The 14,603-nt window shown below is 64.1% G+C and carries 12 protein-coding genes; 1 reads left to right on the top strand and 11 read right to left on the bottom strand.

The window, feature by feature from the left end:
• Window positions 1–60: 60 nt before the first annotated feature.
• From UC34_RS12255 to UC34_RS12225, 7 genes are all read right to left on the bottom strand, one after another.
• Window positions 61–1,128, bottom strand: coding sequence for a FecR family protein (locus tag UC34_RS12255; RefSeq protein WP_044458087.1), 1,068 nt, complete (start codon window positions 1,126–1,128; stop codon window positions 61–63).
• 108 nt (window positions 1,129–1,236) lie between these two features.
• Window positions 1,237–1,734, bottom strand: a complete 498-nt coding sequence (locus UC34_RS12250; RefSeq protein ID WP_044455763.1) for a sigma-70 family RNA polymerase sigma factor — start codon at window positions 1,732–1,734, stop codon at window positions 1,237–1,239.
• Between the two features lie 219 nt (window positions 1,735–1,953).
• A complete protein-coding gene (locus UC34_RS12245) occupies window positions 1,954–3,114 on the bottom strand; it encodes a porin (protein ID WP_044455762.1) in 1,161 nt (386 codons plus the stop codon).
• Between the two features lie 57 nt (window positions 3,115–3,171).
• Window positions 3,172–4,143 carry a VOC family protein gene (locus UC34_RS12240; protein WP_044455761.1) on the bottom strand — a complete coding sequence of 324 codons (972 nt, stop codon included), beginning with the start codon at window positions 4,141–4,143 and terminating at the stop codon, window positions 3,172–3,174.
• A gap of 58 nt (window positions 4,144–4,201) precedes the next feature.
• The gene (locus tag UC34_RS12235) at window positions 4,202–5,065 is read right to left on the bottom strand and encodes a fumarylacetoacetate hydrolase family protein (protein ID WP_044455760.1); all 864 of its coding nucleotides are present in this window, start codon (window positions 5,063–5,065) and stop codon (window positions 4,202–4,204) included.
• A gap of 114 nt (window positions 5,066–5,179) precedes the next feature.
• Complete coding sequence (locus UC34_RS12230) at window positions 5,180–6,574, bottom strand: MFS transporter (protein ID WP_237165297.1); 1,395 nt, start codon at window positions 6,572–6,574, stop codon at window positions 5,180–5,182.
• 149 nt (window positions 6,575–6,723) lie between these two features.
• The gene (locus tag UC34_RS12225) at window positions 6,724–8,445 is read right to left on the bottom strand and encodes an FAD-dependent monooxygenase (protein ID WP_044455759.1); all 1,722 of its coding nucleotides are present in this window, start codon (window positions 8,443–8,445) and stop codon (window positions 6,724–6,726) included.
• A gap of 206 nt (window positions 8,446–8,651) precedes the next feature.
• Here UC34_RS12225 and UC34_RS12220 point away from each other — a divergent pair, with 206 nt between their 5' ends.
• The gene (locus UC34_RS12220) at window positions 8,652–9,551 is read left to right on the top strand and encodes a LysR family transcriptional regulator (protein WP_044455758.1); all 900 of its coding nucleotides are present in this window, start codon (window positions 8,652–8,654) and stop codon (window positions 9,549–9,551) included.
• 122 nt (window positions 9,552–9,673) lie between these two features.
• Here UC34_RS12220 and UC34_RS12215 read toward each other — a convergent pair whose 3' ends face one another.
• The 4 genes from UC34_RS12215 to UC34_RS25725 form a co-directional block, all read right to left on the bottom strand.
• Entirely contained in the window at window positions 9,674–11,107 is a 1,434-nt protein-coding gene (locus UC34_RS12215; protein ID WP_052811016.1) for an MORN repeat-containing protein, read from the bottom strand.
• Window positions 11,108–11,297: 190 nt separating this feature from the next.
• Window positions 11,298–12,182, bottom strand: coding sequence for a lipase secretion chaperone (locus tag UC34_RS12210; RefSeq protein WP_157123174.1), 885 nt, complete (start codon window positions 12,180–12,182; stop codon window positions 11,298–11,300).
• A gap of 98 nt (window positions 12,183–12,280) precedes the next feature.
• A complete protein-coding gene (locus tag UC34_RS12205; RefSeq protein WP_472462594.1) occupies window positions 12,281–13,387 on the bottom strand; it encodes an alpha/beta fold hydrolase in 1,107 nt (368 codons plus the stop codon).
• A 98-nt stretch (window positions 13,388–13,485) separates the two neighbouring features.
• Window positions 13,486–14,391: a hypothetical protein gene (locus tag UC34_RS25725; protein ID WP_218919572.1), complete on the bottom strand. Its 906-nt coding sequence runs from the start codon at window positions 14,389–14,391 to the stop codon at window positions 13,486–13,488.
• Window positions 14,392–14,603 lie beyond the last annotated feature (212 nt).

Here is a 14,603-nt window from a genome sequence, read left to right as displayed (position 1 = left end):
TTCGCCGCTCAGCGATGTGGGCGAACTATCAGAAGACGAAACGCCGTGCAAAAACCTGAATCACTTCGACGAAATTTTTACGCTGCCGTCCGCAAGCGTCTGCACCCTGACCGGCAAAAACTGGGGCAGGGCAGCGAGCAGATCGTCGGTGTTGTCAGCGCTGAATACGCTGCTCACGCGAAGTTGCCCGACGGCGTCGTTGGCCACCACCACCGGCGATTGTCGGTACAACGAGACTTCGTTCGCGACGTCGGCGAGCGTCGCGTTCTGGAAGACCAGTTTGCCGTCGCGCCAGGCCAGCGTCGTTGACAGGTTCACCGGTCCGGGAGAGGCGACCGCACCGTCGGCATCCACTGTCGTGCCCAACCCGCCCGTGAGCAGCGCAGACGTTTTTGCCTGTCCGGCCGGCGCGCGTGCCCCGACGCCATCGACCCTGACGGCGCCCGATTCGACCGCAACATCCAGACCATTCGCGACACGGCGCACATCGAAGCGGGTGCCCGTGACGGTCACCCGGCCAACGCCCGCATCCACCACGAACGGCCGCGCGGCGTCGTGCGTCACCGAGAACATCGCTTCGCCCGAGAGGAGCGTGACGCTACGTTGCGCCGGGGTGTAGTTCACCTGAATGCGCGTACGGGTACTGAGCTCCACGGCTGTCCCGTCGGCGAGCGTCACGGTGCGTCGCTCGCCGGGGCGGGTCGAGAATTCCTGCGCCTGCGCCGACTCCGACCCCGACTCAGCCCCCGACTCCGACGCCGGGCTTGTGGGCGAGACCGAGGCCATGTCCTGGATCGACCGATTGACCGCAGGCAGCACCACGGCGCCAAGCGAGACCGCCAGCACGCAAACGCATGCGAGAGCGATCCATCGGTTCGCGACGCGCCGCCCCGGCAATGTCGCGCCGACACCTGCCACCTCCGGTTCGGCCAGCGCGCGCAGCCGCGCCGACGGCACGCTCGCGGCCGCCTGCCATACACGCGTCAATGCAGCGTATTCGGCACGGTGCAGCGGATCGGCCGACAGCCACGCGTCGAGCGAAGCGCGTTGCGCATCGGAGAATGCGCCGCCATGCGCCTTGGCGAACCATCGCGCGGCTTCATGGCGAATATGTTCAGCGCGCGACATCGACATCGTCACCGAAAGGAGCAGGGCAAACGCTGCGCATCTGACTGAACTGCCGCTCAGGCAGGCGAGAAATAGGAGTAGACGGGAAGAGGGTCACAAACTCACGCCTTACTGGGGACTTAGTGGGCCGAGGCGTTCTCGCAAATGTTTCATCGCCCGAATCATATACTTCTCAACCATATTTTTCGACAGATCGAGCCGCTCGGCGATCTCTTGCTGGCTGCAGCCCTCGATACGCTGCCAGATGAAGACTTGCCGGCACTTCAGGGGAAGTTCCGATAAGGCCGCTTCGATAGCACGAGCGAGTTGCATCGCATGCGCCTCGTCTTCCGGATTGCCCGTCGGGGCTTCGAACTCCGCGAGGGCATCGAGCGTCGTTTGCTCGCGTCCGCCTTCGCGGCGGTAAGCATCGACGGCGATGTTGCGCGCGGTCTGATGCAGATAAGCGCGCGGTTGTTCCGGCGGCGTTTTCAACTCCAGGACTCGGAGCAGCGAGTCCTGTGCCAGATCTTCCGCCTGATGGCGGTTGCTGAGCTTTGCAGTCCACGTGCGAAGCAATTCGTCGTAGTAGACGAAGATACCTCGGGGGCGCATGGAGGTTGCCATCACACGACGGGCGCGAGGCGCCCGGACGAAGCAGCCCGGCGGGCGGCGCGATGACAAAAGGAGAATAAAAGCACGAGAAGTCGGGAGCCGAGCCTGTCGGATCGGTGTATCGAGTACAGTTATTAAATGCGACTGATTATCATTTCATTTCAAACTCAGGTCAATAGTGGATCGTGGCGACGCTCGCCTGTGCGCCGTCGCCATCAGACGAACGCGCGGTCAGAACGTATGCCGAACGCCGGCCATCACGCCCAACTGGTTCACACCGGCGTTGGGTGAGGCTCCCGCGCCGCCCTGGCTGAGCGTGTACGCTGCGCGCGCGCTGTTGAACAGATACCCGCTTTGCAGGTACACGGCGGATCGCCGCGAAAGCAGCCATGTGCCACGCAACGCGGCGATCGTGCCACGCGTATCGTGTTGCGTATTGACGATCCGGTACACGCCGCCGTCGATCACGAACTGCGGCTGCCATGCGTACGACGCCGTGAGATAGAACATGTCGGAATTGACGCCCGGCAGGGTGGGCGCGTCGGTGCTCACGCGTCGGCCCAGCCAGCCGCCGCCGACTTTCCACTTGTCGCCTTTGACATAGGCGTTGAGTTGGATGCGCGCGTCGGTCGCGCCACTACCGGTAATGGCGAGCGGCGCGACACCGTCGAAAAAGCTCGCGGCAGCGCCCGGGCCGCCATGTTGCTGGTCATAGGCCGCCGCCACGCCGAATGCGGATGCGTCGTAGCGCAGCATCGCCGACCATTGACGGCACGCTGGCGAGCCGTTCGCGCCAGTGCCGTTCCCCGCGCACGTTCCCTGACCCGGCGAATTGCCGGTCCCCCCACTGTCGCGGCCGAAGGACCACGTGGCGCCAACGGTAACCCCCTGCCACGTTCCCTTGTACGCGACCGTATTATCGCTGCGCGCATTGGGAATGTAGGCGTCGAACGATCCGAGGCCGCCGTAGATGTCCGGCCCGAGAATGTCGGCGTCGGACAGCGCCCAGAACGTCATCGAGTACTGACGCCCGAAACTCAATGTGCCCCAGTCGCTCTGCAAGCCGACCCACGACTGCCGACCGAACAGCCGTCCGCCCTGATTCACGTCGCCTGCACGCACGTTGAAGCCATTTTCCAATGTGAAGAGGGCATGCAAACCGCCACCGAGGTCTTCGCTGCCGCGAATGCCCCAGCGCGAGGGCATCGTACCGGTAATGCCGGGAACGCGCCAGAGGTTGTCGCCGGACGGTCCGGCATGCGTGACGAATTCGATACCAGTGTCGAGCACGCCGTACAGCTGAATGTTGGATTGTGCGAGCACGGGTGTCGGTCCCGTGCAGGCGAGCGCGCCCGCCGCTACGCCTGCGAGGCGCAACGTTGCTGCTTTCATGTCTGTCTCCTTGTCCTTGTCGACGCCAGTCAGTCTGGTCTGTAGAATGCGCGCCGCTCAGGCGGGCGGTGTGTCGGTATTGCGAATGAAATCATCAGGAACGTCGGGGCCCCACAGGTACAACGAGTCCTCGGGATCGAAGTCGCCAGCGGGCCATGCGTGGCCTTTCGCGACGAAGTCGATATCGGCAGAGAACTCGCTGAACGATCCCCACGGGTCCTGTATGTAGTGGAAGTAGTTCGAGCCGAGCACGTGTCGCCCCGTCCCCCACCCGTGGCGATAACCGGCGGCAGCCATTTGCGCCGCGCCGTTGCCGACATCGTCGAGGCTCGCCACATCCCACGAGCAGTGATGCCAGCCGCGCGCGTGGCTCTTAGCGAACGCCAGCAGATGGTGATCGCAACCGTGCGGTGCGTGGGTGAAGGCGATCAGGTCGCGCGACCGATCCGAGAGCCTCAGCCCTATCGCCGCGTGATAGAACGCCACCGCGCGCTGCACGTCGGGCGTGAACAGCAGCACGTGCGATAACCGTCGCGGGCGCACCGGCGTCACGTCGTGCCGAGCCCGAGTACCCCGTTCGCCGACGCCGCTGGCGCTGGCCACGAACGGCGGCTTCGCATCAGGCGATGTCTTTTCGCCCACGCGTACGCCGATGAGGTTGCCGTCGGGATCGCGAAACCAGACACCGTTTTCCTGTCGCGAAGCGCCGTCCCGGACAAGGGCTGCCGGGGCATCGGCCAATGGCGCGCCGGTGCCCTCGATCTGCGCCCGGATGGCATCGAAGTCCTGCGCGAAGCAATTGAACAGCAGATAGGCGAGCGACTTGCCGTCGCCGGGCAGCAGGCGCGCCCAGCGATGGCCGTCATCGGCGCGCAGTTCGAGCCCCGTCTCATGCAACGTGGTTTCGCGCACGTCCAGCCCGAAGGCCGTGAAGAAGTGGTGCGCTTCCCTGAGCGAGGGTACGTGCAGGGCAAAGTGATCGATCGAATGTACGGCGCGCATCTTGTCCGGCGTTGGCGAAACGGTCATGACGTCCTCCAGTGAGGCTGCGCGGCACGCCGGGAGGCGCACCGGCAGAGCGACGAGATCAGCCGCGCGAGCGAGGCAGCGCCGCTTCGTCGGCAATCGCGTTGCGCAGCAGGCCGATGCGCTCGATTTCGACCTCGCACACATCCCCCGCGCGCATGAGCAATCTGGGGGTGCGCGCCCAGCCGATGCCCGAGGGCGTGCCCGCGACAATCACGTCGCCGGCTTCGAGCGTGATGCCCTGGCTGATCACTTCGATGAGCGTGGCGACATCGAACACCATGTCGTCGGTACTGGCGGACTGCACGACCTGACCGTTCAGGCGCGTTTGCAGCAGCAGGCCGCGCGCGCCGGGTGGCAGTTCGTCGGCAGTCACGAGATCGGGGCCGAACGCGCCAGTGGCGTCGAAGTTCTTGCCCATCGTCCACTGCGGGGTCTTGAATTGATATTCGCGAATCGATCCGTCGTTGAACACGGAATAACCTGCCACGTGTTGCAGGGCGTCTTCACGGCGAATATGACGTCCACCGCGACCGATGACGACGGCCAGCTCGCCTTCGTAGTCGACACCTTCGCTGTCCGTCACAGCCGGTCGCACAATCGGTGCGTCGTGGGCGACAAGACTTGTGTTCACGCGGGTAAAGAGCGTCGGGTAATCAGGCTGCGCGTACTGGCTCTCTGCCGAATGGTCGCGATAGTTCAGCCCGACGCACAAAATCTTGGGCGGGCGGCGCAGCGGCGGCAGCAACCGAACGGCGTCGGCGCTGACATAGTCCGTGGACGTGTTGGCGTTGGCGAAGGCGACGAGATCGACGTCGTTCGCAAGCAAGTCCTCGAGGGCGAAATCGCCGAGGATCCGGATGCGGTCGGCCTCGCGAATGCCGAGACGGGGTTTGCCATCGAATTCAAAACTGACAAAGCGCATGGTGGACTCCTGAAAACAGTGGGTTGAATGGATGAATGGCCAGATCGTCGTCGACATGCCGGACCACGCTCATGCGAGAACCGGCATCAGGCTTCGAGTGAGGGTCGATGAAGTTCAGACGGCGGGGGAGGGCTTCCGGTAGCGCAGGCCGTTGGCGATCATCGCGAGACCGGCGATGACGGCGGGAAGTGCGAAGACGAGGAACGACACCGGCACCGACCCCAGGGTGGCGAGCAACACGCCGCCGGTCATGGAGCCGATGATCGAGCCGACGCGACCGACCCCGAGGGCCCAACTCACCCCGGTCGCCCGCGCGCCGGTCGTGTAGAAGCCCGCCACCAGCACGTTCGCACCGGTCTGCGCGCCGGACAGGCCAAACCCGGCGAAGAACACGGCGACGAACACCAGCGCGGCCGAATTCACCGATATCCCGATCAGCGCGATGGAGACGGCGGCGATCATGTAGGACATTGCCAGCACGACAAACGGATTGAAGCGATCCATCAGCCGGGCATTGAGCAGCGAGCCGAGCGTGCCGCCGATCGGGAGCATCGCGCCCACTTGTGCAGCGTGGGCGACGCCGATGCCGCTCTCGGTGAGCACCGTCGGCAGCCAGCTGCTGATCTGGTAGTAGACCCACAGCGTGCAGAAGAACGCCAGCCACAGGAGCAGCGTGCCGGTGCGGTAGTGGGCATTAAACAGGGTGGCGACGGGACGCTCGTCCGACCTGGCAGCCACCGTGTTTCGTTCCGCCGCCGTCTCAGCTTCGAACTCGGCTTCGAACTCGGCGGCGCCACGCTCGCCCAGTCGCACCAGCGTACGTTGCATTTGCCTGGCGAATGCAGGCTTACCGGCCATGAAGCGCAACGACTCCGGCAACTTCCACGCCACGACCGGCAACAACGCCAGGGGCGCCAGCCCGCCGAAGACGAACACGCCGTGCCAGCCGAAATGCGGGATCAGCCACGCCGCTACATAACCGCCACACGCGAGCCCGAGCGTAAAGCCGCAGAACATGAGGGTCACAAGCCACGCGCGGTTGTGCGCCGGGCTGTATTCCGAAGACAGCGTAATGGCGTTGGGCATGGCGCCGCCGAGTCCCGCACCGGTCAGAAACCGGAGGAAGACGAGCCAGCCGATCGACGGCGACCAGGCACACGCAAGACTGCCAAGCCCGAACAGGAACATCGAGATCAGAATCACGCGCTTGCGGCCGATCCGGTCGGCAAGCGGCCCAAAAAGAAAGCTGCCGATCGTCAGGCCAAAGAGGCCCGCACCGAACACCGGTCCCAGTGCGGCGGGACTGAGCGCCCATTGATGCTTGAGCAAGGGGGCGACGTAACCCACGCTGGCCACGTCGAAGCCGTCGGCCGCAACGATAAGAAAGCACAGAAAGAGCGTGAGCCGCCCAAGGGCGGTCATGCCCACGCGAGGCTGGCGATGCTCCCTGGCGACATGCGCATCCGGTTGGGCTGTTGTCGTCGATTGCGACGGTGAATTTGCGTACATCGTTGTCTCCTGGTGGTTACCGGTGAAGGTCTCATCGGTCTGCGACTGCCAGCGTCTGTTGTCGTCGTGCGTGGCCGGCATGGCGCGGAGGAAAAGCTCGGAACGGGGTGGGTGCGATAGCGTTATGGCGTTATGACGATCGCCTGATCTCACGACGTCAAAAGGGGGGCCGCGGCGGCCGATGGCGCCGGCATCGCGGCGGGTGGCGCGTTCGCGTCGAGGGCAATGCTACGGCGCACGGCGGCGTGGAACCTGTCGTCGAGCGCGTCGCCTCGCCACGCCACGTGAAGGTCGGGACGAATCAGGACGTAGCGGCGCTCGTAGAGCGGCTTGAGTGCGGGCAGGTCGACTTGTCGCGGTGAGACGACGGCGAGGTCGCCGAGCACGTTGCGCGCCGTCTGAAGCATGGAGGCGTCCGGTGCCGGGGCGTCCAGACACAGCAGGGTGAACTGTGGACCCATGGCGTCGTACAACGATGTGCCGTCGGCAAGCCATGCGTGCGGCGCGCGATGTCCGGCCCGAGCGCTCGGCACATAGAGATTCGCATTGTCGGCGGGCGGACTGCCCGGCTCGGTGTCGATTAGCGGCGACCCTTCGTAGCGCGTGCCGAGGTGCACGCCCGGAATCACGAATTCGTGGTGGGCGTGGAAGGCGAGGTAGTCACCGACGGCGCGTCGTGCGGCGTCGCCCGCCGGACCGGGTTCGTACGCTTCGGGGGGCAGGCAGACATAGCCGATGCTGTTGGCGAAGTCTCGTGCGAAGGCCGTGTTGCGCTCACCCGCCGGACGGCGTTCCGCATCGTAGCTTTGCGCGAGCGCCGCACCGGCGCGACCGCGCACCAGCGCCACGAGCTTCCACGAGAGATTGGCCGCGTCGTCGATGCCCGTGTTGTAGCCCAGTCCGCCCGTCGGTGTGAACAGGTGAGCGGCGTCGCCGCATAGAAATACCCGGGCGTCGACGAAGCGTTCGGCCACCAGCGCATGGCCCGCTGTCCACGCCGACGAGCTTTTGACTTCAAACGGGATGTCGGCACCGAGCGCCTGCGCGATGCGCGAGCGCACGACGTCTTCCGATGGCGCGTCGTCGCCCTGCAGTTGCACATTCATGATGAAGTGCCCGCGTCCGTCCACCGAGACGATCAGTGCGCGCTGGGTCGGGCCGAAGGTCCAGTATTGCCACGCGGCGGCTTTGCCGCTCGCTTCGATGAGGCTGGGCGCGTAAAAATACACGGCCTCCATTTGCCCGCCCATAAACGCGCGTTTTTCGTTCGCCACGCCCCCGTAGCGCAGGCCGAGCGCGCGGCGCACGAAGCTGCGCGGCCCGTCGCATCCCACGGCATAGCGGGCGCGCACGCGGCGCACGTGCGCCGGGCGATCCGCCGTGGCGGCGAGCGTGACAACCGCCGTCACGCTCTGGGCGTCCTGCGCAATGTCGGTGACGGTCGCGTCGAAGTGCACGGTGCAGGTCGGCTGCCGGCGTGCGGCGTCGAGCAGCACCGGCTCGATGTAGAGCTGCGAGCACCGATGCGGTGGCTCGGGCGTCGGCCAGGTGAACCCGTGTGCCTTGGCGTAAGCGACGGCGTCGCGCGACGCCGGGAGCGACAGGCGAGCCAGCTCATGGCCGGCGATCGTGGTGAAGTAAGCCACGTCCTGCGGCTGGTCCTGCGGCAGACCGAGCGTGCGGATGTGTGCCGCGACGCCGATACGGCGGAAGTGCTCCATCGTGCGCGCGCTGTTGGCGTTGGCGGCCGGATGCTGACTTGTCCCTGATTTCGCATCGAACACCTGAACGCTAAGCCCCTGCTGCGCCAGCGACGCCGCCAGGAACAATCCCACCGGGCCAGCGCCCACGATCAACACATCACAATCCATTTCCGTCGTCTCCTGATGCCCATCTTCGCCACGCCTGTTGCGGCGTGTTGGCGTAAAGGTACGGCGCGCCAGCGTATAAATCTATGCAATGAAAATCATATTGAATATGAATCGAATGCATACTCTCGGACAGCATAGTGGCGTGTGAATGGGCGTGGGGGCACGCCCCGGGCGCAACGGCGCCCAGACGCCCTGAGGAGGCAGACATGGAATATCCCGATCTGAATTTTCTTTACGTCGTGGACGCGTTGATGACGGAGCGCAGCGTCTCGCGCGCGGCGCAACGGCTCGGGCTGACGCAACCGGCGGTCAGCCATGCGCTGGGACGGTTACGCACCCGCTTCGGCGACGATCTGTTCGTGCGCGCCGGGGCGGTCATGGCGCCGACGCCCACGGGTGAGCGCGTGGCGGAAGGCGTCGCGCGTGCGCTACTGTTGATTCGGCAAGACGTACTGGGCGCGCAGGCATTCGAGCCGACGCAGACACGTCGCACGTTCTCCGTCTGCCTGAGCGACATGGGCATGATCGTGCTGCTGCCGCGATTACTGGCAGCGCTTGCCGAACAGGCGCCCATGGCAACGCTGCGACCTATTCAGGTACCCGCGAGCGAATTGGGCACGACATTGCAGGACGGCGAGGCCGATCTCGCGATCGGGTATCTCGACCGGATGGGCGAGCATTTGCACCAGCAGCGGCTGTTCACCCGTTCACTGGTGGGGATTCGTCGCAGGGTGCCGCGCAGGCGGGCAGGCGGGGCGCCGATGGACGCCGAGACGTTCATGAAGACGCGACACGTGGTCGCCGCAACGCTGGCGATGACAAACGAGTTGCTTGCAGGGGAGTTGCGCAAGCGCGGCACGCGCCTGAACGTGGGGGTGGAAGTGCCGTACTTGCTCGCCGTGCCCGGGCTCGTGGCGAATTCCGACTTTGTGGCGGTCATTCCGAACGAGTTGGCCGATCTGTTCGGCAAGTTGGCCAACGTCGATGTGTTCGCATTGCCGATCTCACTGCCGGATCTGACGGTGCGGCAATTCTGGCATCCGCGATTTCATAACGATCCGGGGCATCGCTGGTTTCGCAAGCTGGTGGCGGAAGCGCTGAGGTGAAGCGGGCTGCGCGTTATCCGCAGACGTGGTTCACGAAACGCCCAGGCCGATCCGCTTGCGACGTTCGTTGCGGACCGGACAGGCGAAACGCCAGACCGGCATGCTCAGCACCGTAACGCACCTCAAATAAGCACGCAATGTCCCGTAAAGCGAGTGCCGCTCCACGTAATGTCCAGCGGGCGCGCCGGGTCTTTGCAGATCAGCGTTTGCAATGTGCCGAAGCGGTCTGAGCCCAAAGAATGTTGCTCTCCCGGAGACAGGCCATAGAAGCCGGAGTAGTTCGTTTCGCACCGCGCCGTATCTCCCGGCCCTTTGTCCCCGGTGACACACCAGGCGACAATCACCGCGTACCCACAAGTGTTCTTGATACCGGTTTCAACGTCGTACCACCCACCATGCCCCTTGGCTCCCCGGGGAATCCGAACTTGCTCGATGCAACCGGTGAGCGGCGCAATCGTCTTGCGTCCCGCGCTGGCGACATTGCCGCCGGTGCCGGCGTTGTAGTTGGCTGAAGGGGATGCCGGCACGGGCAAAGCTGACGGTGAAGGTGAAGGTGAAGACGAGGCTCCCGAAGTCGCCTGCAATGCCGTGGCGACGGCCTGGAACTGGGCGGCGTTGCGTCCGCCTCCGCTGGCAACGCCTTGCGCCGCCGCGCCCAACAACCCTGCGACGAACGAGAGCACGCCGGGGCCGTCGTCGGACGAATCCGTGGCGCTTGTCCGCACGCCGCCGGAATAGGTGGCGATGAGTGTCCCGTCGGCGCGGGTATCGGTGCCGTCGAATATCTTGCCCTTGACGAACTGACCGGCGCGCACGGAGCCGTCGCCCGCAAACGTGACGGCACCGGGACCATCGACCATGTTGTCGGCCCACTGGCCGCGGTAACTGTTGCCGTTGGCTTCGAGCAGATAGCCCTGGCCTTCGCGCTTTGCGTCGACCATGTCGCCCTCGTACCGATTCCCGTCGGGCCAGACGTAAATGCCCTTGCCAGTCAGTTTGCCCGCAATGAAATCACCCTCGTAGGTCGTGCCGCTAACCCAGCGTAATTTTCCCTTTCCGGTGCGCTCGTCGTTGACGAAATCGCCTTCGTACCGGTCCCCGTTGGGCCAGACGTAAATGCCCCTGCCGGTGCGCTTGCCCGCGACGAAATCACCCTCGTAGGTCGCACCGCTGGCCCAGGAGAATTTGCCCTTGCCCGTGCGCTCGTCGTTGACGAACGGGCCTTCGTAGCGATTGCCGCTGGCCCATGTGTATGTCCCGACGCCCGAGCGTTTGCCGTGGCTCAGTTCCCCGTTCAAACGCTGGTCGAAAACGCCATTCTTGAACCACTCTTCGACGCCCGGCCCATCGGCAAAACCGTTCTTGCAGGCGCCGGTCCACGTTGCGGTCCACGTAATACCGGTGTTGTCCGGGTCGTTCGACCAGACCTTGCAATTCTGGTTGGTGACAGTCACCCAGCCTTCGGCGTGCGCCTGATTGCCGCCCAGCAAGCCGAACGCGCTGGCAATACTGAACCAGACCAGCGTGCTGCGTCTGACATGTCGCCCGTGATTCACGATCTTCTCCCTAGCCATTTGTTTGACTTTTGTTCGACGGTTTGTTCGGGAGGATACAGAAGGCAGGGGACGGTCGATATCCTTCACTTGAGGGAGAAGTGCGCTGCAAAGGCGGAGGCCGCGCGGTCGGTCAGCGATAGGCCGGTATGGCCGGCGTCTCGATCAACGGCAAGGGGGGCCGCCTTGAGCATCAAGGGCTGGCGTAGGCGTCGAATGACACGGCTCGCGCGATTTCGCCTGGTCCGGTGAACGTGCGTCGACGCAGCGCGGAGATCTGCTCCATCTTTTGATCGTTCGGCAGGGAGGACGCCTCAATCGCCCTGCGCTGCACTGAATAGTCCCGGTACCTGATCTGCCATGCCGTCTCCTCGGCCTCGAAAATCAGTACGCGCGCCAAGGCCGCTTCCCCCATCTTCGACTGCAAGGCCTGGCGCATCTGCTCCGGTGAACTGCCGTCCGCCTGCAGCGTCTCGATCATCGCCATCAACTCGCCGTTCGCTTCGCGCCGCTGCCGGGGAGCGTGCCGATCGTCCTGGCGCAAGGTATCGACATTCGCCAATGGCACGTCGGTTGTCGAAGCGTCGCGTTGGGCTCGCAGTTGCGCGATGTCATGCTCCACGCGCGCAAAATCATCCGCAAAGAAGATGTCGGCCCATCCCCCCAATGTCTGACGCGCGATGGCTCTGCGCTGCACCAGAAGGCGCGCGAGCTGCGCCGAATCGAACCGGCGCTCGGTCGCGCGCTGTCCTTCGATGCTGCGAATGCCCAGATCGTAAGCACGATAACGTCGCCACACATCGAGCGCCTCCGCCTGCGCGGGCATGCCAGCGACCTGCAGCGCGATCTGGCGACCGATGAAGTCATCGAGCCCTTCCGACGTGAAATCGATCTCGGCCAACAAGCAGTAATCGAAGAAGTCCCGAACCGAGCGTACCCGCGCGAGGTGACCGCTCGTGTCGACGGGCAAGCGGGGCGCCGCGGTACCGACCAGCGACGACGGCGTCGGCCGCTGCGGTGCGTCGGCCTCGACGCCGTTGGGCGCCGTCGACGGAAGGGCAATGCAGCCGCCGAGCATGACGAGACACGTCAAACCCAAGCCCAGCAGGGGCGTTTTGCATCGGGCCCACTGTCTTCCCGACCCGCGTCGTTGCCCTGATTTTCGTCCGGGTGCTGTCACAGCCCACTCCTTTTGAGGCGATTGGCGTGAGTGCGAAACGCCGCCACGGGATCCTCTGCGTAGGCGCCGAGCACGCCCATCATCTGATTGATCTCGTCAATGTGATTCCAGTGATAGGCGGTACTGATGACCTGACCGAACATCGCGCTGCAAACGGACACCAGACCGTCGTTGGCGCCGCCCCCTCGGTTGAGCGTCACGACCCCGGTTTGCTGCATCGCAAGCGTGGTCGGGTCGAGATACAGCGCCGGGTCGACGATCGGCTTCACGCTCGTGTCTTTGGCAAGTATCCAATCGCCGAGGCTTCCGTTTTCCTGGATTGCGGAACCCGTCCATGAGTACAGCAGGTGCGTGAAACCGTCGACGTCTTCGCTGGGTGCGCCGGGCAGGCAGGTCCCGGGGGCCGACAGTCCCGCGCTCGGATAGCGCTCGTTGAAGCGCGCGGCCTGTGCTGTCGTCAGCGTGGCCAGCGCGCGAACCGCATCCTGACGCGGGTCGTGGGCGGTGTTCGACAAGAAACCGAACAGATTGGCGATCTGGCCGACAATCGCGAGCGACGCACCGGTGGGATCGATGGCAAGCGCACTTTGCACGAAATCGGCATACTCCGCGCCGCGATGGGGTGTACCGACGGTGGTGACGGATGCCACCAGTTGAGGCGCCACGGCGGCGACATATCGCGCGGTCAGCCCGCCCTGGCTGTGCCCGATCAGGTTGACCTTCGTCGCTCCCGTGACGGCCAGCACTCGCTTGACGTAGGCGAGCAACTGCTCGCCGCGACCGTGCGGGCCGTCATCGGACTGGAACGCCCGAACATTGGCGACATACACGGTGGCGCCGTGTCGCTCGAGGTCGGAGGGAATGCCGTACCAGTAATCGATAACGTTGCCGAGTCGATCGGAACCCGTCAACCCGTGCACAAGCACGATCGGATACTGCGTCGCGGCGTAGTCGTCGACGACTTCCGCTTGCGTCGCTGCCTGAATGCCGAATCCGGACTCGGTCGTCGACGGTGCGCTTTGCGCGGCCGCAGGCAAGGTAACGGCGCCGCCAAGGAGCATCGCCATCACAACGCGTGCCGCGCGCGTACGGACGGCACGCATGGCCTGCCGCCCCCGTCGACGGATCAGGGTGCTGACGCGGGCCTCACGGATATTGCGCATTCACGTCTTTTCCTCAATATCCCGAAATTCTGCATTGGCTACAGCTTATAAGCCGCGTAAATCACCTTGTCTCGCGCGACACTATCGAAAGAGTAATTCAGCGTTACTCCCTTTCCGCCATTATCGCGAATCGCTTCGTTCAGGCTTCCCCAATACGCATACGGATACTTGTCATACGCGAGTTTGCCATTGGGTGGCACGGGCACGACGATGACGACGTGCCCGTGACCGTCGCCCAGATCCTTCGAGCTAACGCCGCCAATGACCAGTTTCCCCGCCGCAGCGGCATTTGACGCAGCGACACCGCCGTCGAGCTTTTCCCACCCGCCTTTTTGAATCTGCAGGATGATGTTGTTGGCGTCTCCCGTCAGCGTCACACCGCATTGACTGGCAACCGCGCGAACAAATGCATTGCAGTCACTCTTGTTAGCCGCCCACACTTGCTTGCATATATTCGTGACGTTGGGCGCCAGCATATCGGCAACGCCTTCGAGCTCAGGCGTGCGAAGACCTGACAACTGGATGGCGTTTGGCGGAATGACGACGACCGTTTGTCGATCCGCAGTGCCGGGGAGTGCCATCGGATGCTGATTGCCGCCTGGTTCGTTCGCGCCGGGGAGGTACTCGTCGTCCGCCAGCTTCTTTCTCCGTCCGTCCAGAAAGAAGTCCACATTGAAATTCGGCGAACGCGCCACGAGCGCATTCAGAAGCAGAAAGTAGCCGAAGAATCCGATGAAAAGTCCAATGCCGTACGCACCAAAGAGTTCAGTCTTTGGATCGAAGAGGGATATCACCGCGGCCCCGCCAATGGCACCGATCAGGGTGACGATATCGCCAAGCTGAATTTCGCTTTTGCGATACCGATTCACGTAATAGACGAACCATCCGATGATCGCGCCGAAACCGCCGGCTCCCAGTAGCGCCAAACTGCCGACCTTATCCATGCTCTCTCCCTGTGCACTTATCGATAATCCACGCCTGCCAAGTCCTGTGCCCCGCCAAGCCAATGCCAACCCCGGCAGCTGTCGCAATCCCGCCGAATGCTCCCACATATGCCGTTGCCGTGCCCAACGCGCCCACGATGGCAACCGATGTCCATAGCCGGGAGAACGTGTTCGTCGCATTGACCAGCACGCCGGAGGTCAACCAACCGAAT

It is taken from the genome of Pandoraea vervacti (assembly GCF_000934605.2).
Classification (GTDB): domain Bacteria; phylum Pseudomonadota; class Gammaproteobacteria; order Burkholderiales; family Burkholderiaceae; genus Pandoraea; species Pandoraea vervacti.
Note: the sequence above shows the minus strand (reverse complement) of the source record. Positions and strands in the feature narration are given on the sequence as shown.

Excerpts from the sequence above, each read along its gene's own strand:
- UC34_RS12250 (WP_044455763.1), bottom strand. The coding sequence starts at position 1,734 with ATGGCAACCTCCATGCGCCCCCGAGGTATCTTCGTCTACTACGACGAA.
- UC34_RS12225 (WP_044455759.1), bottom strand. The coding sequence starts at position 8,445 with ATGGATTGTGATGTGTTGATCGTGGGCGCTGGCCCGGTGGGATTGTTC.
- UC34_RS12245 (WP_044455762.1), bottom strand. The coding sequence starts at position 3,114 with ATGAAAGCAGCAACGTTGCGCCTCGCAGGCGTAGCGGCGGGCGCGCTC.
- UC34_RS12205 (WP_472462594.1), bottom strand. The coding sequence starts at position 13,387 with ATGCGTGCCGTCCGTACGCGCGCGGCACGCGTTGTGATGGCGATGCTC.
- UC34_RS12230 (WP_237165297.1), bottom strand. The coding sequence starts at position 6,574 with ATGTACGCAAATTCACCGTCGCAATCGACGACAACAGCCCAACCGGAT.
- UC34_RS12210 (WP_157123174.1), bottom strand. The coding sequence starts at position 12,182 with ATGCTCGGCGGCTGCATTGCCCTTCCGTCGACGGCGCCCAACGGCGTC.
- UC34_RS12240 (WP_044455761.1), bottom strand. The coding sequence starts at position 4,143 with ATGACCGTTTCGCCAACGCCGGACAAGATGCGCGCCGTACATTCGATC.
- UC34_RS25725 (WP_218919572.1), bottom strand. The coding sequence starts at position 14,391 with ATGGATAAGGTCGGCAGTTTGGCGCTACTGGGAGCCGGCGGTTTCGGC.
- UC34_RS12255 (WP_044458087.1), bottom strand. The coding sequence starts at position 1,128 with ATGTCGCGCGCTGAACATATTCGCCATGAAGCCGCGCGATGGTTCGCC.
- UC34_RS12235 (WP_044455760.1), bottom strand. The coding sequence starts at position 5,065 with ATGCGCTTTGTCAGTTTTGAATTCGATGGCAAACCCCGTCTCGGCATT.
- UC34_RS12220 (WP_044455758.1), top strand. The coding sequence starts at position 8,652 with ATGGAATATCCCGATCTGAATTTTCTTTACGTCGTGGACGCGTTGATG.